This is a genomic window from Brenneria izbisi (assembly GCF_025840185.1).
Classification (GTDB): domain Bacteria; phylum Pseudomonadota; class Gammaproteobacteria; order Enterobacterales; family Enterobacteriaceae; genus Brenneria; species Brenneria izbisi.
On record NZ_JAMPJU010000004.1, the window covers coordinates 276,595 to 298,067 of the forward strand.

Here is a 21,473-nt window from a genome sequence, read left to right on the forward strand (position 1 = left end):
CCGGTGGTTTGCCGCCGGGGTTATCGATTGTCGCGCTTCGGAAAAACAGCCACTATTTATGTTATGCGTACTGGCGTACCGGTTGGTACATGATTTTAGCCAGCCAGTACATTACGCTGGCGGCGATCAGGGAATTGATGGAAGGCACGCCCCATTCGATGGCGAAACCGACAATAGCGCCGATAAGACTGGCGCCAATCGCCGCCCAACCGATAAAAGGCGTCGCCGCCATTTCCGGCAGTTTACCTTCGCATCGGCTGTCATCGAGCACCTTCCTATGGGTGCGCAAAATATAATAATCCACCAGCATGATGCCGATGATTGGCGGGAACAGGACGCCAAGCAGAGTCAGAAAATCGACAAACCTGTCCAGAATACCTATAACGGAAAGCGAGGTGCCGATAAAACCAATCACCAGCGTTATTGACAAGTAACTGAGCTTTTTACCGGTGATCCCTTCGATGGCGTTGGCGATGCCGAGCGTGGAAGAGTAAAGGTTGATGTCATTGATCCTCAACGTGGAAAAAATGACCACAATAAGGCCGACTCCGCCTGCCGTCTGGGACATGATGGTCACCACGTCCGCGGTATTCAACGCACGCGCAATCAAGATGGCCAGACCGTTTACGATAAATTCGCCGACAATGATCGACATCATGGTCAACCAGAAAACGTGATTGCCTTTTCGGGAGTAGCGGGTCATGTCCGGGGTGATCAAGCTTGCCACAATACAACCGCCCACCACCATCGTCGCGCCTGCGCTGATTGAAATGGCTGCACCGCTCGGCGCCGAACTGAGTAGCTCGCCAATATTATGCCCGGTCAGGGTCATCACCGAAATATACCCGACAATCAGAATAAATAGCGGCACCGCGATTTTTGCGGTCAATTTCAATGCTCTGAAGCCGAAGGCGACGAGGATGGTCAGCGCCGCGCCTGAAATGGCGGCTGACCAGCCAAACCCCAGTTTATCGCCCATCGCGAAATTAAGCGCTTTGGCGAAAACGGCGTTTTGCACCCCGAACCAGCCTAACAGACTGACGGCGATCACCAGGCCGATCATCACGGAGCCCACTCGCCCAAATCCGCACCACCTTGCCAGCAGACTGCCGGACAACCCTTCGCGCATCCCGGCATAGCCGAGCCCCACTGTGACAACGCCAAAAATCGCGCTGCCGATGAAAATGGAGATAAACGCATCGGTTAATGTCATCGAGTTACCCAACACCGCGCCGAGCATAAACTGATCCAGCGCGGTCAACATACCGATGTGGACTAACGCCACATTAAAAAAAGGCAATCTCACATTCATCGGCACTCGGCTGACCGGGTAGTCATCAATATTTTCCATTCTGCATATCTCTCCTTGTATTTAAATGAATTGAACGCCTTTTGAAATAAGCGAATCGGGAATGTAATTGTCTAATCCTAAATGATGACAGAATGCCTCAAACTGACTAAAAGAATGTACGCCCGCTTTCTGGTACATACTATGAACTCTATTTTCGATGGTTTTATATGAGACATTCATTCTTCGCGCGATTTCTTTATTTGAAAACCGTTGAAGAATAAGGAAAACAATATCCAGTTCAGATTTGGTAAAAAGAGAGGTGGTTAACTCCGTGGTTAATGTTGAGGGCTTTCTTTGATTGATATAGACCAATGGCGATAATGTATTGAGTTGCTTTGAATTCCAGATAGTGCCGATGCAGACTTTATGCTTATCGAAGATGGGGATCTTTTCACAAACAAAAGGCATCAGCGTTTCATTACCATACCAATAATGCGTTTCAATCACAGCGACGCGCTGCGCGCTACTCTCTGTGCGTCGATCATGCTCTATCATATCATCGGCCATCTCTGTCCAACTGGCAGGAAACTCCTCATCCAATCGTCCCTCGACATCAAAACTATGTGGTGTATTGGTATAGCGGTACGCCGCCTTGTTCATATAGACATGCCGTGATTCTAAATCTTTAATACCCCACGGTTCGTCCAGGCCCTCCATCATGGTAATGAGACTACGGATATAATCAGCGTTATCATCAAATGATGATGCCATCCCGCCCTCCTTGTTTATACAGTTGATGCTGCGCTCAGCCGATGGCTTTTGATAAATAGTGCCGGGTATGCCTGTGCGCATATCCCGGCAGACTTCCATACTCCCGGTATCCCAATTTTTGGTAGAAACCGCGAGCCTGAAAACTGAACGTATCGACATAGGCCAAATGACAACCACGTTTCAGCGCCGCTTCTTCCGCTTGCTTCATCAACTGACCGCCCAGCCCGGTTTTCCGGTGTGCTTCACTCACCCACAGATACTGGATTTCCAGCGCACTCCACCATGTTCTTGCCACCAGACCGGCAACGATATGACCGGCAGCGTTCTTGATATTTAAAAACAGCGGATGAATATCGACAGCGTCGTATTGCTCGTTATGTTTCCAGAGAGATTGAATAACAAAATTTTCTTCATCTTTATCAGGGGTGTCAGTAATATTCAAATACATTTTATTTGCTGTCATGTTATTATTAGCTTCCTATGTTTATGTTGTGGAATAGATAAACGCATTGGCTAATAACATAATACTTTGTGCTAAACAAGAGTGGTTTTTACCTCTTCTAATATAGGTGCATTACGCTACTGTTAATACGCGGTCACATCTGATTTATCGCGTAAGATGGTTATATCGTCTCGATTCACAGGATTGATTGAATAATGTCATTCACCAGGGAAATCTTATCAGAATTAGTGATTCTGTTATCGTATTGAGCCAGGATGAGACGTCGGTTGACGAAGTAATCTAATAATTTTTGGCAAATTAGCATGTTGTTTTACTGGTTCAATTCACCTGTATCCTCTCACCCGTCGCGTCGCATGCCGGGGGTAATCATTCGAGTCGCAGGAAGGCGGCGATGTAACGAATTCCCCCGGACGCAGACGCCCGCATGTGACCGGAATGCGCGACAAATCCGTCCGGCGCAGATTTGGACGCTGTTCACAGCGGTTCTTCAAGCTGGGTAACAAGAGGCAACGTGAAACAGGACGAGAATAAACGCTCTTTGATAGCTTTCACATTTAATGCAGTGCATTTTCGCTATAGTGGTGACAATGCATAGGATTCATTTTAAATGTGAAGAGTGTCGTGATGAAAATACAACTGCTATATGAATTTATTCTGTTGTCAGAGTTGCTTAACTTTAGCCGGGCCGCACAGAGAATGAATATTACTCAACCGGTGTTAAGTCGTCATATGAAATATCTTGAAGAGCAATTTGGCGTTGAATTATTCAGACGTGATACGCACCGTGTTGAATTAACCTCTACCGGGAAATTGTTTTCTGTGGAAGCGCGAAAGATAATTTATCAGTATGAAAGCTCTCTCTCGATCATTAATACATTTACCGGTAAAAGTCGCCGCCGCTTGACCATCACGTTTCTGGGCGAAGCGATTCAACATGTTTTAATTAAATTCTTAAAGCAGTTTCAGCAGAATAATACCGATATTGTTATCGAGTGCCGGGATAGTGAACTGGATGAAGCACTACTTTTTCTGGAAGATCATAGTTGCGATTTAGGTTTTCTGATTAGACCTAATTTTCTGGAGAATACACGCTTTTGTTCCCTGTCGTTTCAGACGGATCCCCTTTGCGTCGCGGTCAATAAGAATCATCCGCTGGCTGGCCGGGAACGCGTGTCATTAAAAGAGGTCAGCGAGTGGCCCATCATTCGCATCGATCCCAGGGAATTCCTGCTGTCCGAAGCGTACAGCACCCGCTTTTTTGATTGCTATAACATTCCGTTTACGCTGGATAAAGAGTATCCCAATCTTAAAACGTGTTGTTTTAATCTTGAGTTCAGGGATCGGGTGGCATTACTCATGCCGAAACATCGGGGATATTTATTGGGTCACAATAGCGTATTACTGGAAGTGATTGAAGAGGATTATTGGTTTAATCTGGAACTGGTATGGGATAATAAAAACGCCAACCCTTGTATTACTCATTTCTTGAATACCTTTAAAGTATTTTTAAATAATAAACCCCTGCCAAACTGATTATTCATTAATCTCCCTCTCTCTCTTTAGTTTTTTTAATCTTTCCCCATCAGCATGGCTCGTCGTGTATGACGACTTGATAAAATAAACCGGGCAGTCATGTTCGCGTAATGGTTATGTTGAAAATGCATAATAGAAAAAATAAAAAGAATTTCTCCCGATTTTGGGGCGGTGATAGGTTTTTCATGTCGGGAAAAAACAGAAAAATACGCATCACGTCATTTTTCACCCATTACAGAAAAGAAATAAAGGAGTTACTCATGGTGATTAAAGCCAATTATGAGTCTGACCACGACAAGCGTAAAGAAATGTCACATAAGGAATTGGGGACGATCCCCCATATGCCCTTTGAGGAATATTCAGAAAAGCTCAAACATTGCTTCACCATGAAGCGCAAGAATGGAATTCTCGAAGCCCGGCTCCATACCAATGGCGATAGTTTGCAGTGGGGCGCGCCCGCACATCAGGCCCTTCATTACTTCTTCGACTGGGCCGGCAGGGACCCGGATAATGAAATCATCATTCTGGGCGGTAGCGGCAAGGACTTCATGAAGGGCATCGGCCGGCTGGATGATAAGGGAAACTGGTTGCCGGCTACCGAGTTTGCCTCTGCGCCGGAACAAGCATGGAAAATGTATGAATATCAGTATTATGACGGCACAAATGATATCGAAGGACAGGTTTTCGACGTGGAAGTGCCGACGATTGGCGTATGGAACGGCGCCGCTTTCCACACGGATCTGGTGCTTTTCAGTGACATCACCCTGTGTACCGAAGACGCATGGACAACGGAGATGCATTTCCGGGTCAATATGGTGCCCGGTGACGGCATCCAGATCGCCTGGCGGGAACTGATGGGCCGCAAGCGATACGCCTACGCGGAGTTAACCGGTGAAATTATCACTGCGCGCAAGGCTCTGGCCCTCGGCATGGTGAATGAAATCTGTCCTGATACCGAATCCTGCTACGACAGAGCCTGGGAAATTGCTGAACTGATCATGCGTACCGGCACGCGAGTCACTCGTCGCATTACCACTCAGCAACTGCGCAAAGCCTGGAAAGAAGATATTGCTAACGAACTGCGCAATGCTTTCGCCGCCGAAATGTTCGTGACGGCCACCGAACACTCTCCTCACGAAGTCGACTACTGGAACCGGGCGCATGAAGAAGCCGAACTGGTCAAGGCGGCGGAGAAACGAGGCAAAGTCGTGCGTCCGCGCATCGGCGGCGGTCAGGAAGAAGACGAAATAAAGTAAGAACCGGCTGATCTCAACGGATTCGGTGTCGTCGCTTATTGCGCGCGCGGCGCTGATCCAAATGATTATTGTCTTATTAATACTTTGATTTAAATAAAAATAAAATGTGATCGGGGTAGTTCATGAACACAGGCAACGATGTCATTATCTCCGCCGCCCTGACCGGTGCGGTAACACCGAAAGATATCAACGAAAATATTCCGCTGACGCCAGAGGAGATTGCCGCGGATGCTTACCATTGCTGGCAACAGGGCGCTGCCATCGTCCATCTCCATATGCGCGACGAACAGGGAATGGGGACGATGGATTGCGATAGGTTCGCTGAAACCATCCGTTTGCTGCGCGGCTACCGTGATTGCGATGTGATCATCAACTGTACGACATCCGGCGATCATCGGGCCAGCGATGCGCAACGCATGGAACACGTTTCCCGGCTGGACGGAATTGAAATGGCATCCTGGGATGCCGGGTCGTTTAACTGGATGCCCGGCGGCGTTTTCGTCAATTCCCCGCAGTTTCTGGGCAAACTGGGTGAAATCCTGGCGGAACGGACGATCAAACCGGAAGTGGAGATCTTCGACAGCGGCATGTTGGGCGTCGCTGGCTATTTCGTCGAGCAAGGCAAGCTACTGTCCCCTTTGCATTATCAATTCTGTCTCGGCGTGCCGGGGGGAATGCCCGCTACGGTGGAGAACCTGAATTATTTGGTCGCGCATCTTCCTGCGGATGCGACCTGGTCGGCCTTTGGCGTGGGTAAACATCATCTGCCGATGCTGCTCGCTACGTTGGCGCTGGGCGGACATGTGCGGGTGGGGCTGGAGGACAACGTTTATTTCAGTAAAGGCGTGAAAGCCAGCAATCCACAGTTGGTGGCGCGCGCGGCACAGTTCATCCAATTGTCGGGCAAACAGGTCGCCACGTCCGCCAGCGCCAGAAAAATCCTGGGGATCCGTCCTTTGTAGTTATCTCCTTATGTCGTTATCCCCTTATGCGGCCACATTGGGAAAAGATTATGAAAGAAGCTGTGATTGTTTCGGCGGTTCGCACGCCGATCGGCAGATGCCGCGGCACGCTGGCGTCGGTTCCGGCGCATAGGCTAGGCGCGCGGGTGGTGGAAGACGCGGTGCGTCGGGCCGGTATCGTGCCGGAAAGCATTGATGACGTTATCTTTGCCAATTTGATGAATAACGAAATCAACAATATGGGACGTATGGTGGCGCTGGAGGCGGGGCTGCCGATCTCGGTGCCGGGCATTACCCTTGATCGTCAGTGCGCCGCCTCGCTTAACGCGCTGGCCTATGGCGCGATTCAGATTATGGCGGGCTTTGCCGCAACCGTGGTCGTTGGCGGCGTGGAGAGCGATTCGCGTCGCCCCTGGTCGCTGGAGAAGACCGAAACGGCGTATTCGGTGCAACCGCCGCGCTTTGTGGATATTCATACCTCGCCGGATCGCCTGGGCAACCCTTCCATGGGGATGACGGCGGAAAATATTGCCCGGCGCTATGCGCTAAGCCGCGAAGAACTTGATGCGTTTGCGCTGCGCAGTCACCGGCTGGCCACCGCCGCCTGGCGGGAAGGACGTTTTGACGGACAACTGGCGCCGATTTCGCTGCCAGACAGAAAGGGCCAGGAGATCATTGTGCGCAACGATGAATCGGTGCGTCCCGACTGTTCGCTGGCGGCGCTTTCCGCCCTGCGTCCCTGTTTTTGCGATGACGGCGTGGTCACCGCGGGCAATAGCTCGCCGATGAGCGATGGCGCCGGGGCGCTGGTGGTGATGGCGCGATCGCTGGCGGAACAACAGGGGCTGGAAACGCTGGCGGTATTTCGCGGCTATGCCGTCGCCGGCGTCGATCCCAATTTCATGGGGCTGGGGCCGGTGCCGGCGACCGCCAAATTACTCAAACAGACCGGATTGACGGTCAACGATATTGACCTGTGGGAACTGAACGAAGCCTTCGCCGCCCAGTCGCTGGCCTGCATTCGGGATATCGGCATGGATGCGGATCGGGTTAACCCGAACGGTGGGGCGATTGCCCTGGGACATCCGCTTGCCGGCAGCGGCGCGATCCTGGCGACCAAAGCGGTTTATGACATGCAACGCCGTCACCTGAAAAACGCGGTCATCACCTTTTGCGTCGGTGGCGGTCAGGGTGTGGCGGTTCTGCTGACGAGGGAATGATGATGCCGGGAAAATTCGTTTCAACAGATGAAATCATCAGCTTGTTTCAGGACGGGCAAACGCTGATGTGCGGCGGCTTTGCCAATCATGGCGTACCTAATCGCCTGATCCAGTGCGTGATCGACAGCGGTGCGCGGCACTTTACGCTGATTGCCAACGATAGCGGCGATGCGGATCTGACGGTGGGGCGTCTGGTGCATCACGGTCTGGTGGACAAACTGATTGCTTCGCATATCGGACGTAATACCGAAACCGTCGCGCTGGTCGCCGCTGGCAAGCTGGAACTGGAACTGGTGCCGCAGGGCAGTCTGGCGGAGCGGATGCGCTGCGGCGGATCTGGATTGGGCGGGATACTGACCAAAACCGGCATCGGTACCTCGGTGGAGGAGGGCAAGCAATGTGTCATGGTCGATGGCGAACGCTATCTGCTGGAAACGGCGCTGCGGGCGGATATCGGTCTGGTGCGCGCCCGTACCGCCGATCCTCTGGGAAACCTCACTTATCGCGGCACGATGCGTAACTTCAATCCGCTGGTGGCTAAAGCTTCGCGTCTGACGTTGGTGGACGCCGATATGCAGGTGGACGTTGATGAGCTTGGCGTGGACAGCATCATTACTCCCGGCGTGTATGTCGACAAGATTTTGACGATGCAAGGAGAACGGTTATGAACCCTCGCGACAGAATAGCCCGCCGCGCCGCGCAATATTTCTCGAACGGCGACGTCATCAATCTTGGCATCGGTATCCCCAGTTTATGCAGCGACTACGCCCCGCCTGGCGTGATGTTCCATACCGAAAACGGTCTGGTTGGCATGGGGCCGCTGGTGTCCGGGCTCATGGCGGTGGAGGGGTTTTCCAATGCGACGGCGCTGCGCTTTACGCCGGTTCCCGGCGCCTGCGCGTTTGACAGCGCCGAATCCTTTGCATTGGTGCGTTCCGGCAAACTAGCCGCGACGGTACTGGGCGGATTACAGGTGGCGGAAAACGGCGATCTTGCTAACTGGGCGCAGCCTGGCCGCGTATTTGGCATGGGCGGGGCGATGGATCTGGTTAACGGCGCCCGCAACGTGATTATCACCATGGAGCTTTGCACCAAAGAGGGAAAACCCAAAATCGTCAAAGAATGCAGTTATCCACTGACGGGCAAAGGCTGTGTCAATCATATCGTCACCGAACAGTGCGTGATTGACATCACGCCGGATGGACTGCTGCTGGTGGAATTGCTGGCAGGGATGACGCCCGAAGATATTCAACGACAGGTCGAACCCCGGCTGCTGGTCGCCGAACGGTTGGCGACCATGGCGGCTTAACGATGCCGCTTAATAATCGCGGCTTAACCATTGCTGTTTAACCGCGGCTGCGGTTCCACATTCGCTGTTTGCGCCGTAGGAGCACATCTTTATGACTGGGCAAAAAAACGATATGGCGTTAAATAAAGTCACCACATGTTCAGCCAATGATGCCTCGCCTCGCAGCGCCGCTGACCGCAAAGGTTTCGGCCTGCGCGGTTGGACTGTCATCGTCTTTCAGGCGGTGATGTTCTGGATCGCCGCCGGGGCCGTAACCCACGGTCTGAACGTGATGTTGCCAGCATTGTCGCAGACCTACGATCTGGACTACAGCACCTTGCTGGCGCTGGCGACACCCGCTTCCTGGGCCTCGATCCCCGCAGGGCCGATATGTGCCTGGTTATGTGAAAAGAAAGGCCCCAGATTCAATGTTATTTTCTGCCTGATCGCCTGCGGATTTTGCTTCGGTCTGTTGGGATATAGCGGTTCGCTAATCGGCTTCACTCTGCTGTTCGCTGGCGTCTGTTTCTTTGGCACGGGATTCGCCTATGTCGGCGGCACCGCGATTATAACCAGTTGGTTTGTACGCAAGGCGGGGCTGGCGTTGGGATGGTGTACGGTGGGGCAGACATTTTCCAGCGCGTTTTTCGTTCCCGCGCTGGCCGCGCTATTCATGTGGCTGGGAGTCCGACATGGTTTCTGGGGCGTCTCGATCATGATGTTTATCATGGCCTTACTGGTGCGGCTGTTCGTGACCAACAAGCCAGAGGATATCGGTCTGGCGCCCGATAACGATCCCCTGACCGCCGCTGAACTGAGCGAGCGGCGGCGCGAACATGACCGTTATGTCTGTTCGCTCAGTGTCCGGCAATTACTGCGAATGCGGGATGTCTGGTTTATGGGCATCGCCACCGGCGCCATCTATATCATGCTGGTGGGCGTCGTCAGCCAGATCGTTCCCCGGCTGATGGAGATGGGGTATGAGCTAAACACCGCCATCTTCTACATGACCTTGTCGGCGCTGTTCGGCACATTGGGCGCATACGGCTGGGGCTGGCTCAATCACCGGCTTGGCGTCAAACAGGCGCTGCTGATTTATACCCTCTGGTGGATGGCGGCGGTGGTGATCAACCTGTTCGCCCACCAGACTGTGCTGCTGTGGATCTCGTTGCTGATGATCGGCTTCAGTCTGCCGGGCGCCACCAATTTAAGCACCGCGCTGATCGCCACCAAATTTCCCCGTCGTTTGTATGTTCGCGCGATCGGCATTGTGCACCCGATTCAATCGGTGGTGCGCTGCTTTGCATTTTCCATTCTGGCTTTCGGTCTGGCGTATCTGGGGGGATACACCGGCGCTTATCTCTTGTTGGTCGGAGTTGGCGCCGTCGCGTTGCTGCTGATCTGGCAGACCGACGTGACGCCGGTGGCCGTCATCGATCAGCCATAAAACGCATGGCGGCAGGCGCGGATAAGCAAGGCGTTATTTTCTATTACGAGAGGCATATATGACATCACTTGTTATTGCCAGTGCGGTGCGGTCGGCTATCGGTAAATTCGGCGGCAGCCTGAGCGCCTTCAGTGCGCCGCAGTTGGGCGCGTTGGTGATGGATGCGGCGATCCATCGGGCAGGGATTGAGCCGACGGCGGTCGATGAGGTGATTTTCGGCAACGTCCTTCAGGCCGGGCTGGGGCAGAATCCCGCGCGCCAGGCTCTGTTGCACGCCGGTTTGCCACATACCACGCCAGCCACCAGCATCAATATGGTTTGTGGCTCTGGTCTGCAAAGCGTGATCTTCGCCGCGCAAAGCATCGCGTCCGGTCAGACGGACGTGGTGCTGGCTGGCGGAATGGAGAATATGTCGGCTGCGCCCTATCTGCTGCATCAGGCCCGTTGGGGATACCGGATGGGGAACCAGACGCTGACCGATAGCATGGTTAATGACGGCCTGTTCTGCGCCATCAACCGTTATCACATGGGCGTGACGGCGGAAAATGTCGCAAAGCGCTGGCATATCAGCCGTCAGGAGCAGGATGACGTGGCGTTGCTCTCCCAGCGGCGCGCGGCGGCGGCGATTGCGCGTGGCGCATTCCAGCGGGAAATTCTGCCGGTGACGCTGAAAAGCAAACAAGGTGAAACGCTATTTGCCGTTGATGAACACCTTCGGGCGGATACCTCGGCGGAAAGTCTGGCAAAACTGACGCCGGCGTTTGATCCCGCGGGTTCAGTCACGGCGGGCAACGCGTCGGGCATTAACGATGGCGCCGCGGCGCTGATGGTCATGAGCGAGGCATGGGCGAAACGGCAAGGTATTAAACCGCTGGCGCGGATCCGCGGGTATGCCGTCAGCGGCGTCGATCCCGCTGTAATGGGGATCGGCCCGATCCCCGCTACCCGGCAGGCGTTAAGCAAGGCCGGATTGACGATGGCGGATATTGATCTGATTGAAGCCAATGAAGCCTTCGCCGCGCAGTTTGTCGCTGTCAGTCATGAACTGAATTTTGATATGGATAAAACCAACGTCAATGGCGGCGCCATCGCGCTGGGCCACCCGATTGGCGCCTCCGGCGCACGCATCCTGGTCACGCTGTTGCATGCTCTGGCTGACAGGGATCAAACGTTGGGGCTGGCGACGCTGTGTGTCGGCGGCGGACAAGGCGTGGCGATGATTGTCGAACGCGTCTAGTCGTAGCGATAGCGCATGAAAAAAACGTAACCCTACACACCAGATATAAGAAAAATATCCCGATAAAAGGGGGAGTCATGATAACTAAAAACAGAGTCAATACAGGCCGCTGGCGGCTTGCCATAATGTTGTTGATCTGCGGGATGATGGGCTCGGCGCAGGCCGCCATCACCGCCGGTCAGTACAGCGCCACGGAAAAAGGCAATGAAGGGATGGTCAGCGTGACGGTTACCATCGATGAGCAGGGCGTGATCAAGGATATCGCGGTGGATGCCAGTCAGGAAACGCCGGAGTTGGGCGGTGAGGCTGGCCCGGCGGTGGGCCGTGCGATTGTTGAGCATCAGAGTCTGGCCGTGGATGGCGTGACCGGCGCGACGATGACCAGCAACGCGGTGAAAAAGGCGGTCTCCGAGGCGTTGCGCCAGGCGGGAGCGGATGTCACACGCTATCAGGGAAAGGTCGCCAGACAAGGGCAGGATGAGGAAACCCGTGTCGATGTGGTGGTGGTAGGCGGCGGCGTCTCCGGCACGGCGGCGGCGCTGGCGGCGGTGGAAAAAGGCGCTCAGGTGCTGGTGATCGAAAAGATGCCGGTGCTGGGCGGCGCAGGTCGGATGGCCAGCGGTTTTACCGCGGTAGAGTCATCGCTGCAAAAAGCGAAAGGCATGAAATACACTGCCGCCGAACTGACGCAGCGGTTACTGGAATATAACCAATATTTATCCAACGGGCCATTGACGAAAAAGATCGTCGATAAATCGGCATCGACGGTCGACTGGATGATCAAGCACGGCGTGGAACTGGAAATCGTCGCGACAACGCGCGAAGCCAAACAAAGCTCCGTACAGCAGGCGCACCTTGACGATCCGATCAAATCGGATGTCTATCACCGCATCAAGAACGGGGGCGAAGCGGCGTATAAAACGTTGTATGCGGAGTTTGAAAAACTGGGCGGGAAAGTGATGACCAAAACCATCGGTAAATCACTGATGCAGGATGACCAGGGAAACGTAATCGGGTTGATCGCGGAAAAAGCGGACGGCGGTAAACTAACCGTACATGCCAAGGCGGTTATTCTGGCAAGCGGCGGCTTCGGCGCGAATAAAGCGATGCTGGATGAGGTGATGATGACATCGAACATTTTCCCGCTGGCATGGCCCAATATGGGTGAAGGGGTGAAAATGGCCTGGGCCGCTGGCGGTGCGAAATGGGATGTGCAGTCCGCATTGATTCACGCCGCCCAGTTGGTCGGCATCGAGCCTTCGGAAGAGGCGCATCATGGCGGCGGAGATGAAGCGAAAGGCGACAGTCCGCTGATCTGGTTGCTGAAATCTCCGCTGCTGTGGGTGGACGCGGTGGGAGAACGCTTTGCGAATGAGGGCCATATCTACGATACCGCTTTTTGGGCTAACGTCGCCTATTCCGTCGGCGGGAATTATTACATCATCGTCGATACGCCGACGCTGAAATCCTTTACCGCCAACGCCATGCCGTTCCCGCTGTCGGGCGCGGGGCCAGCCAATCCGCCAAAACCCGGCGACTTCGTCGCGCTGGCGGATGAGGCCGCCAAACAGGGAAAGAGCGATACGGTATTCAAAGGCAAGGACATCGGCGAACTGGCCGCGCGTATGGGGATCGCCCCTGATGGCTTGCAGGCCACCGTTGCCCGCTATAACGGGTATGTGAAAGCCAAACAGGACAAGGATTTCGGCAAGAAGCCGGAATATCTGGCATACGGCATCGAAAAAGGGCCTTTCTACGCGTTTAAGGCGGTGGTGGTCAGTCTGAGTTCTCTGGGCGGCGTGCGGGTTAATTCCGATTTGCAAGTTACCGACGTAAACTTGCGGCCTATCGCCGGGTTGTATGCGGTCGGGAACAATGCCGCCGGTTTTTACAGCGTACCGGGGTATCCACCCTATCAGGGATTGGCGAATGGTTTTGCGCTGAATTCCGGTCGTATCGCTGGCGAACATGCCGCGCAATCCATTCTGAAGAAATAACGATCACACTTTCTGTAAACGATGCGGCGCTGGCATCACCAGGCGCCGCATGAATGACAACCAGAGACGGAAACATCGCGGTAAAAATAATAACGCGGTAAAACCACATCGCGTAAAAATAACATCGCGGGCTACCAGCGAAATAATTACCGCCGCGCCGTCATTAACATGGATTCATGACTGAAAAGAGTGTGAGTAAAACCTTCTTCAGCGTCAGACAGTCGTTCGCTGCGCATTGGCCAGGGTCAGGCCGTGGGAATCAACAACGGACAATGAAATAAAGGTTGAGCATTCGCTCTGTCGTTTTTTGTCATTCAATGACCGCTGTTACCGTCTCATTGCTCTCAATGGGATAGAACAATGAAAACAATATATCGTAATAGATGGGCGAAATTATTATCTGCCGGTGTTGTTGCATCCGGCATGATGCTGGCGAATGGCGCGGCTGCGGAGTCATCGGGTCGTCCGTTGTCTGAGGCGGGAGCATGGCTGGCGGAACGGGGCGTTACCCCGCACCTGATCGCCTCCCAACTCTGGCTGGGCAACCCCAGCGCGGGAACCGCTACTGACAACCACGAAACGCTGACAATGCTGATGGCCGGCGCGGATTTCGATCTGGAACGCATGGGGTTGATCCCCGACGGGAATATCCACTTGTTGCAACTGTGGGTGCCTTTTTCCAATAATCTGGATCTTGGCAACCAGTCAGGCGGGGTGCTGGCCGGTAATCCGCCCCCTTATATCCCTAAGACGGCGCACCTGATGCGCTTCACCTACGAGCAGAAACTGCTCGATGACCGGCTATCAATTGAAGCCGGAAAGAGCAATCCCGGCCAGTTCTTCGGCTTCACCAACTGCAATATCCAGCCAGCCTGTGTAAACACCGTTCTGAATGAAACAGCGGTATTCGCGCCGCCTCCTTATGCGGGTTGGGGCGCCCGTATCGGTTACCGCTTTACGCCGGTACTGGAATCCGGCGTTGGCGTCTGGCGCACCTATCAGGCATTTCCGTTTACCAACGGCTGGGAACGATGGGATGACGATTTCGATAGCGGCAACACCTTGCTGGTGGCCAACGTCGCACGACGCGTCAACTGGCAACAAGAGAAGTATCCGTTCAATTGGGAGATTATGGCATTCCATAACTTCAAAGAGTACGACGACGTCTACTACACGGTGAACGGCACGTCCAAGGTGTACGACAGTGATGCCGCGGTCCGCACCCGTGATGGCGTCTCCGGCGTCTATCTCACCGGGAAGAAAGCGCTGTGGCGACGCGATGGCGGAACTGATCCGCGCGATCCTGCGCCTGGCGCCGTGAGCCTGCACGGTAGCGTGACGCAAACGCTACAGTCGCATGCCCACCGAGGCATTGCTACGCTGGCGGACGCGGGGCTGATCTGGTCCGGGCCGTGGCAGAGTCGTCCCCACGACAGCTACGGGTTAACTTTCCGTTGGGCCAAGCTGACGAACAGCGAGCAGCGCTATCTGCAAGATATGTTCGATGTTCAGGGCGGAGCGGGGTGGCGGGTGCCGCGCAACGAATATCAACTGAGCATTGACGCTTCCATCATGTTGACGCCGGAGGTAAATCTGCAAATGATTGGCGCTCGCACCTGGAATAACAGCAACTGGCAGTACCCTTATACCAGCGTTAAATCGGAAAACGGCTATACGTTCTGGCTACAGTTAAACGTTATGGTGGATAAATTACTCGGGTTATGACAGCAACCGCAGGCCGGTGGATAACCGGCCTATGCAAACGTGTTTGCTTTTCCACATGAGATACCTTCAGCGTTATTAGCAATGTTAGTTTTTTATAAGTTTTTAAGTAAAATTTTTATGTTATTGCCTTGCATCTCCCCTTACATGTGCTAAAAAAATAATGGGTGTCTTTTTTATCAATGCCCAAATTATTGGCTCCGCGAGTTAAACGCGTGTTCTGACTATTGGATTATTATGATTGGAAAAATTGATCTTAGAGTTATTATCAGGCGATAAGCATTCAATTAAGAGTGATGCTGTTTTTGAGATTGGCATATTTTACGTTATATTTTTAATAACGCCAATTTTGCTGAATGCTTTTGATCTGAATAAGGGTGACTTTGTGCTATTATCAATATAAAGCTCATAATGTTATTTATTGTGATTTGTGTCTTTCTTTGAGTTTTTATCTTGTGAAAGCAAGGATGAAAAAATGTCGCCTTGCTTTTTATTTGAGTAAAATAAAATTTTTTCGCATTTCATTGAATTATGTATAAAAATATTATTTTCGTTATAATTAAAAAACTTTCTTAGTTTGTGTGAGCATCATTGTCTATAGTGAGAGTCTATTTTTTTATATAAAAATAACTGCTGTCTTCTTTTTAAGTCTTTTTTAAGGTCCGATGATGATGCATTTCTTCGGTAAATCAATTGATTTATTCCGATTAACTCACCACAAAGGCCCTTTCCCCAGGGCTATATCAAAATCGTATTCGATTATATTCATGACATAAGTATTGCAAAAATACTCAATGGGAGTGAAAGCTAAATGAACGATGCTTTGATTATCATGAAGGAAAGTGGTGAAGCCTCTACAGTGGCTATTTCTTCTGGAGAACTGAGTTTATCTGCTCCCTCTATTGTAAAACTTGCGGTTAGCCGACAAGACATTGCTGCGATGACGCGCTCTGGCAATGACTTGATTGTAACGTTGCATTCCGGTGAGAAAGTCGTACTGAAAAATTTTTATAGCGCAATCGAGCAGGCGGCCAACGAATTGGTTTTGGAAGAACAGAACGGCGCTCTGTGGTGGGCAAATGATCCGGCCAACCAATTACAGTTTGAATCTATTTCCAGTATTGATGAAATCATGGTCGGCGCGCTTGGCGCAGAATCCGCCGGGGGTAGCGCACTGCCGTATATATTGTCTGGCGTTGGCGCTATGGCTGGAGTGGTAGGCGTGGCGGCGATAGCATCGAATAATGATGGCAGCGGGGATGATAATACGAATAATACCCAGGTACCCGTCACGCCAGCACCTACTGATTTACAGATAGCGGAAGATGGCTCCGCTATCAGCGGCAGCGCCAAAGCAAACAGCATGGTAACGATTACTGATAGCGCAGGCAATGTGCTGGGCAGCGCCACGGCAGGGAGCGACGGCAGCTTTACCGTGCCGCTGTCGCCCGCGCTGACCAACGGTGAAACGGTTACCGCCGTCGCCAGCGATACCGCAGGAAACATCTCGCCACCCGCCACAGCAACCGGCCCGGACACCTCCGCGCCGTCTGCACCGGCTGATCTTTGGGTCGCGGTAGATGGCGCGTCGGTCAGCGGCACCGCCGAAGCCGGTAGTACGGTAACAATCAGCGATACCGCAGGCAATGTGCTGGGCAGTGTCACAGCAGGCGGAGACGGCAGCTTTATCGTGCCGCTGTCGCCTGCGCTGACCAACGGTGAAACGATTACCGCTGTCGCCCGCGATGCCGCGGGTAATATCTCCGAACCCGCCACAGCAACCGCCCCGGACACCACCGCGCCGGAAGCGCCCGCTGATCTTTTGGTCGCGGAAGACGGCGCGTCGGTCAGCGGTACGGCGGAAGCTGGCAGCACGGTAACAATCAGTGATACCGCAGGCAATGTGCTGGGCAGTGCCATGACAGGAAGCGACGGCAGCTTTACCGTGCCGCTGTCGCCCATACTGACCAACGGTGAGGTGTTTACTGCCGTCGCCCGCGATGCCGCGGGTAATATCTCCGAACCCGCCACAGCAACCGCCACGGACACCTCCGCGCCGGAAGCGCCCGTTATTCTTCTGATCGCGGAAGATGGCGCGTCGGTCAGCGGCACGGCGGAAGCGGGCAGTACGGTCACGGTCAGTGATACCGCAGGCACTGTGCTGGGCAACGCGATGACAGGGAGCGACGGCAGCTTTACTGTGCCGCTTTCGCCCATACTGACCAACGGTGAGGTGTTCATTGCCGTCGCCCGCGATGTCGCGGGCAATATCTCCGAACCCGCCATAGCAACCGCCCCGGACATTACCGCGCCGGAAGCGCCGCAAGCCTTTGTCAGCGATGACGGAACCATCGTAAGCGGTATGGCAGAGCCAGGCAGCACCGTGACGATCATGTTACCGGACACCAGTACAGTGAGCATGTCGGCAACAGCCAATGGGATTTGGCGTTTAGCGTTGCCGTTGAGGTTAACCGCCGGCGAAGATAGCGATTCCGCCAACGTTACAACTGATGCAGGCAGTACAATGACCTTCAGCGGTATGGCAGGCAATGTGCTGGGCAGCACCACGGCAGGGAGCGACGGCAGCTTTACCTTGCTGCTCTCATCCGCGCTCATCAACGGTGAGACGGTTACCGCCATCGCCAGCGATGCCGCAGGAAACATCTCGCCACCTGCCATGACAATTGCCCCGGACACTACCGCGCCGGAAGCGCCCGTTATTCTTCTGGTCGCGGAAGACGGCGCGTCGGTCAGCGGTAACGCCGAAGCCGGTAGTACGGTCACGATCAGTGATACCGCAGGCAATGTGCTGGGCAGCGTCACGGCAGGCGGAGACGGCAACTTTACTGTACTGCTGTCGCCCGTACTGACCAACGGTGAAGTATTCATTGCCGTCGCCCGCGATGCCGCGGGCAATATCTCCGAACCCGCCACAGCAACCGCCACGGACACCTCCGCGCCGGAAGCGCCCGCTGATCTTCTGGTCGCGGCAGATGGCGCGTCGGTCAGCGGCACCGCCGAAGCCGGTAGTACGGTAACAATCAGTGATACCGCAGGCAATGTGCTGGGCAGCGCCACGGCAGGGAGCGACGGCAGCTTTATCGTGCCGCTGTCGCCCGCGCTGACCAACGGTGAAACGGTTACCGCCATCGCCAGTGATATAACAGGAAACATGTCGCCACCTGCCACAATAACCGCCCCGGATACCACCGCGCCGGAAGCGCCCGCGGCTCTCCTGGTCGCGGAGGATGGCGCGTCGGTCAGCGGCACCGCGGAGGCAGGTAGCACGGTCACGATCAGTGACGCGGCAGGCAATGTGCTGGGCAGTGTCACAGCAGGCGGAGACGGCAGCTTTAGCGTGCCGCTGTCGCCCGCGTTCACCAACGGAGAAACGGTTACCGCCGTCGTCCGCGATGCCGCGGGTAATATCTCCGAACCCGCCACAATAACTGCCCCGGACACCACTAGCCCATCCGTACCGGCTGATCTCCTGGTCGCGGCAGATGGCGCCTCAGTTAGCGGCACCGCCGAAGCCGGCAGTACGGTCACGATCAGCGATGCAGCAGGCAATGTGCTGGGCAGTGTCACAGCAGGCGGAGACGGCAGCTTTAGCGTGCCGCTGTCGCCCGCGCTCACCAACGGAGAAACGGTTACCGCCGTCGCCCGCGATGCCGCGGGCAATATCTCCGAACCCGCCACAATAACCGCCCCGGATACCACCGCGCCGGAAGCGCCCGCTGATCTTCTGGTCGCAGAAGATGGCGCGTCGGTCAGCGGTGCCGCGGAAGCCGGCAGTACGGTCACGATCAGCGACGCGGCAGGCAATGTGCTGGGCAACGCCACGGCAGGGAGCGACGGCAGCTTTAGCGTGCCGCTGTCGCCTGCGCTGACCAACGGTGAAACGATTACCGCCGTCGCCAGTGATATAACAGGAAACATCTCGCCACCTGCCACAATAACCGCCCCGGATACCACCGCGCCGGAAGCGCCCGCGGCTCTCCTGGTCGCGGAAGATGGCGCCTCGGTCAGCGGCACCGCCGAAGCCGGCAGCACGGTCACGATCAGTGATGCGGCAGGCAATGTACTGGGCAGCGTCACGGCAGGCGGAGACGGCAGCTTTACCGTGCCGCTGTCACCCGCGCTGACCAACGGTGAAACGGTTACCGCCGTCGCCAGTGATATAACAGGAAACATGTCGCCACCTGCCACAATAACCGCCCCGGATACCACCGCGCCGGAAGCGCCCGCGGCTCTCCTGGTCGCGGAGGATGGCGCGTCGGTCAGCGGCACCGCGGAGGCAGGTAGCACGGTCACGATCAGTGGCGCGGCAGGCAATGTGCTGGGCAGCGCCACGGCAGGGAGCGACGGCAGCTTTATCGTGCCGCTGTCACCCGCGCTGACCAACGGTGAAACGGTTACCGCTGCCGCCAGTGATGCCGCAGGCAATATCTCCGCCGCGGTTACCGTGACCGCCCCGGACACCACTAGCCCATCCGCACCGGCTGATCTTCTGGTCGCAGAAGATGGCGCGTCGGTCAGCGGTGCCGCGGAAGCCGGCAGTACGGTCACGATCAGCGACGCGGCAGGCAATGTGCTGGGCAGTGTCACGGCAGGGAGCGACGGCAGCTTTAGCGTGCCGCTGTCGCCCGCGCTCACCAACGGTGAAACGGTTACCGCCATCGCCAGTGATGCCGCGGGCAATATCTCCGAACCCGCCACAATAACCGCCCCGGACACCACTAGCCCATCCGTACCGGCTGATCTCCTGGTCGCGGCAGATGGCGCCTCAGTTAGCGGCACCGCCGAAGCCGGCAGTACGGTCACGATCAGCGATGCAGCAGGCAATGTGCTGGGCAGTGTCACAGCAGGCGGAGACGGCAGCTTTAGCGTGCCGCTGTCGCCCGCGCTGACCAACGGAGAAACGGTTACCGCCATCGCCAGTGATGCCGCGGGCAATATCTCCGCCGCGGTTACCGTGACGGCCCCGGATACCACTAGCCCATCCGCACCGGCTGATCTTCTGGTCGCAGAAGATGGCGCGTCGGTCAGCGGTACGGCGGAAGCCGGCAGTACAGTCACGATCAGTGACGCGGCAGGCAATGTGCTGGGCAACGCCACGGCAGGGAGCGACGGCAGCTTTAGCGTGCCGCTGTCGCCCGCGTTGACCAACGGAGAAACGGTTACCGCCGTCGCCAGTGATGCCGCGGGCAATATCTCCGCCGCGGTTACCGTCACGGCCCCGGATACCACCGCGCCGGAAGCGCCCGTGGCTCTCCTGGTCGCGGCAGATGGCGCCTCAGTTAGCGGCACCGCCGAAGCCAGCAGCACGGTCACGATCAGTGATGTGGCAGGCAATGTGCTGGGCAGTGTCACAGCAGGGAGCGACGGCAGCTTTACTGTGCCGCTGTCGCCTGCGCTGACCAACGGAGAAACGATTACCGCCATTGCCAGTGATGCCGCGGGCAATATTTCTGCCGCGGTTACCGTGACCGCCCCGGATACCACCGTGCCGTCCGCACCGGCTGATCTTCTGGTCGCGGAGGATGGCGCCTCAGTTAGCGGTACGGCGGAAGCCGGCAGCACGGTCACGATCAGTGATGCGGCAGGCAATGTGCTGGGCAGTGTCATGGCAGGGAGCGACGGCAGCTTTACCGTGCCGCTGTCGCCCGCGCTGACCAACGGAGAAACGGTTACCGCCGTCGCCAGTGATGCCGCGGGCAATATCTCCGAACCCGCCACAGCAACCGCCCCGGATACCACTAGCCCATCCGCACCGGCTGATCTTCTGGTCGCGGCAGATGGCGCCTCGGTCAGCGGTGCCGCGGAAGCCGGTAGTACGGTCACGATCAGTGATACGGCAGGCAATGTGCTGGGCAACGCCACGGCAGGGAGCGACGGCAGCTTTATCGTAGCGCTCTTGCCTGCGCTCACTAACGGTGAAACGGTTACCGCTGTCGCCAGTGATGCCGCGGGCAATATCTCCGAACCCGCCACAATAACCGCCCCGGACACCACCGCGCCGGAAGCGCCCGCGGCTCTCCTGGTCGCGGAAGATGGCGCGTCGGTCAGCGGTACAGCGGAAGCCGGCAGTACGGTCACGATCAGTGACGCGGCAGGCAATGTGCTGGGCAGTGTCACAGCAGGCGGAGACGGCAGCTTTAGCGTGCCGTTGTCGCCCGCGCTCACCAACGGAGAAACGGTTACCGCCATCGCCAGTGATGCCGCGGGCAATATCTCCGCCGCGGTTACCGTGACCGCCCCGGACACCACTAGCCCATCCGCACCG

At 55.5% G+C, this 21,473-nt stretch carries 14 protein-coding genes; 11 read left to right on the forward strand and 3 right to left on the reverse strand.

The annotated features are described in order from the left end of the window. Nucleotides 1-61: 61 nt before the first annotated feature. From NC856_RS08125 to NC856_RS08135, 3 genes are read right to left on the reverse strand one after another with little or no spacing between them, the layout of a single operon-like run. Complete coding sequence (locus tag NC856_RS08125) at nt 62-1,351, reverse strand: cytosine permease (protein WP_264089922.1); 1,290 nt, start codon at nt 1,349-1,351, stop codon at nt 62-64. A 21-nt stretch (nt 1,352-1,372) separates the two neighbouring features. Beyond that, a complete protein-coding gene (locus NC856_RS08130; protein ID WP_264089923.1) occupies nt 1,373-2,062 on the reverse strand; it encodes a helix-turn-helix transcriptional regulator in 690 nt (229 codons plus the stop codon). Nucleotides 2,063-2,096: 34 nt separating this feature from the next. Continuing rightward, a complete protein-coding gene (locus NC856_RS08135) occupies nt 2,097-2,510 on the reverse strand; it encodes a GNAT family N-acetyltransferase (RefSeq protein ID WP_264089940.1) in 414 nt (137 codons plus the stop codon). A 639-nt stretch (nt 2,511-3,149) separates the two neighbouring features. Between NC856_RS08135 and NC856_RS08140 the strand changes: the two genes are divergently transcribed. The 11 genes from NC856_RS08140 to NC856_RS08190 form a co-directional block, all read left to right on the forward strand. Next, the gene (locus tag NC856_RS08140; RefSeq protein ID WP_264089924.1) at nt 3,150-4,058 is read left to right on the forward strand and encodes a LysR family transcriptional regulator; all 909 of its coding nucleotides are present in this window, start codon (nt 3,150-3,152) and stop codon (nt 4,056-4,058) included. A 260-nt stretch (nt 4,059-4,318) separates the two neighbouring features. After that, nucleotides 4,319-5,314, forward strand: a complete 996-nt coding sequence (locus NC856_RS08145) for an enoyl-CoA hydratase/isomerase family protein (protein ID WP_264089925.1) — start codon at nt 4,319-4,321, stop codon at nt 5,312-5,314. 122 nt (nt 5,315-5,436) lie between these two features. Continuing rightward, a complete protein-coding gene (locus NC856_RS08150) occupies nt 5,437-6,276 on the forward strand; it encodes a BKACE family enzyme (protein ID WP_264089926.1) in 840 nt (279 codons plus the stop codon). A gap of 50 nt (nt 6,277-6,326) precedes the next feature. Beyond that, entirely contained in the window at nt 6,327-7,496 is a 1,170-nt protein-coding gene (locus tag NC856_RS08155; RefSeq protein WP_264089927.1) for a thiolase family protein, read from the forward strand. Nucleotides 7,497-7,498: 2 nt separating this feature from the next. Next, nucleotides 7,499-8,164 carry a CoA transferase subunit A gene (locus NC856_RS08160; protein WP_264089928.1) on the forward strand — a complete coding sequence of 222 codons (666 nt, stop codon included), beginning with the start codon at nt 7,499-7,501 and terminating at the stop codon, nt 8,162-8,164. Next, a complete protein-coding gene (locus tag NC856_RS08165; RefSeq protein WP_264089929.1) occupies nt 8,161-8,805 on the forward strand; it encodes a 3-oxoacid CoA-transferase subunit B in 645 nt (214 codons plus the stop codon). The genes NC856_RS08160 and NC856_RS08165 overlap by 4 nt, the downstream gene beginning before the upstream one ends. 91 nt (nt 8,806-8,896) lie before the next feature. Further along, entirely contained in the window at nt 8,897-10,231 is a 1,335-nt protein-coding gene (locus NC856_RS08170) for an MFS transporter (protein WP_264089930.1), read from the forward strand. 58 nt (nt 10,232-10,289) lie between these two features. After that, on the forward strand, nt 10,290-11,468 hold the full coding sequence (locus tag NC856_RS08175; RefSeq protein ID WP_264089931.1) for an acetyl-CoA C-acetyltransferase: 1,179 nt from the start codon (nt 10,290-10,292) through the stop codon (nt 11,466-11,468). 77 nt (nt 11,469-11,545) lie between these two features. Next, nucleotides 11,546-13,465, forward strand: coding sequence for an FAD-dependent oxidoreductase (locus tag NC856_RS08180; protein WP_264089932.1), 1,920 nt, complete (start codon nt 11,546-11,548; stop codon nt 13,463-13,465). Nucleotides 13,466-13,825: 360 nt separating this feature from the next. Further along, complete coding sequence (locus NC856_RS08185; protein WP_264089933.1) at nt 13,826-15,190, forward strand: carbohydrate porin; 1,365 nt, start codon at nt 13,826-13,828, stop codon at nt 15,188-15,190. A gap of 808 nt (nt 15,191-15,998) precedes the next feature. Continuing rightward, on the forward strand, nt 15,999-21,473 hold a 5,475-nt coding region (locus NC856_RS08190; protein ID WP_264089934.1), incomplete at its 3' end, for an Ig-like domain-containing protein.

Excerpts from the sequence above, each read along its gene's own strand:
- NC856_RS08185 (WP_264089933.1), top strand. The coding sequence starts at position 13,826 with ATGAAAACAATATATCGTAATAGATGGGCGAAATTATTATCTGCCGGT.
- NC856_RS08150 (WP_264089926.1), top strand. The coding sequence starts at position 5,437 with ATGAACACAGGCAACGATGTCATTATCTCCGCCGCCCTGACCGGTGCG.
- NC856_RS08175 (WP_264089931.1), top strand. The coding sequence starts at position 10,290 with ATGACATCACTTGTTATTGCCAGTGCGGTGCGGTCGGCTATCGGTAAA.
- NC856_RS08170 (WP_264089930.1), top strand. The coding sequence starts at position 8,897 with ATGACTGGGCAAAAAAACGATATGGCGTTAAATAAAGTCACCACATGT.
- NC856_RS08145 (WP_264089925.1), top strand. The coding sequence starts at position 4,319 with ATGGTGATTAAAGCCAATTATGAGTCTGACCACGACAAGCGTAAAGAA.
- NC856_RS08165 (WP_264089929.1), top strand. The coding sequence starts at position 8,161 with ATGAACCCTCGCGACAGAATAGCCCGCCGCGCCGCGCAATATTTCTCG.
- NC856_RS08125 (WP_264089922.1), bottom strand. The coding sequence starts at position 1,351 with ATGGAAAATATTGATGACTACCCGGTCAGCCGAGTGCCGATGAATGTG.
- NC856_RS08135 (WP_264089940.1), bottom strand. The coding sequence starts at position 2,510 with ATGTATTTGAATATTACTGACACCCCTGATAAAGATGAAGAAAATTTT.
- NC856_RS08130 (WP_264089923.1), bottom strand. The coding sequence starts at position 2,062 with ATGGCATCATCATTTGATGATAACGCTGATTATATCCGTAGTCTCATT.
- NC856_RS08140 (WP_264089924.1), top strand. The coding sequence starts at position 3,150 with ATGAAAATACAACTGCTATATGAATTTATTCTGTTGTCAGAGTTGCTT.
- NC856_RS08160 (WP_264089928.1), top strand. The coding sequence starts at position 7,499 with ATGCCGGGAAAATTCGTTTCAACAGATGAAATCATCAGCTTGTTTCAG.
- NC856_RS08180 (WP_264089932.1), top strand. The coding sequence starts at position 11,546 with ATGATAACTAAAAACAGAGTCAATACAGGCCGCTGGCGGCTTGCCATA.
- NC856_RS08155 (WP_264089927.1), top strand. The coding sequence starts at position 6,327 with ATGAAAGAAGCTGTGATTGTTTCGGCGGTTCGCACGCCGATCGGCAGA.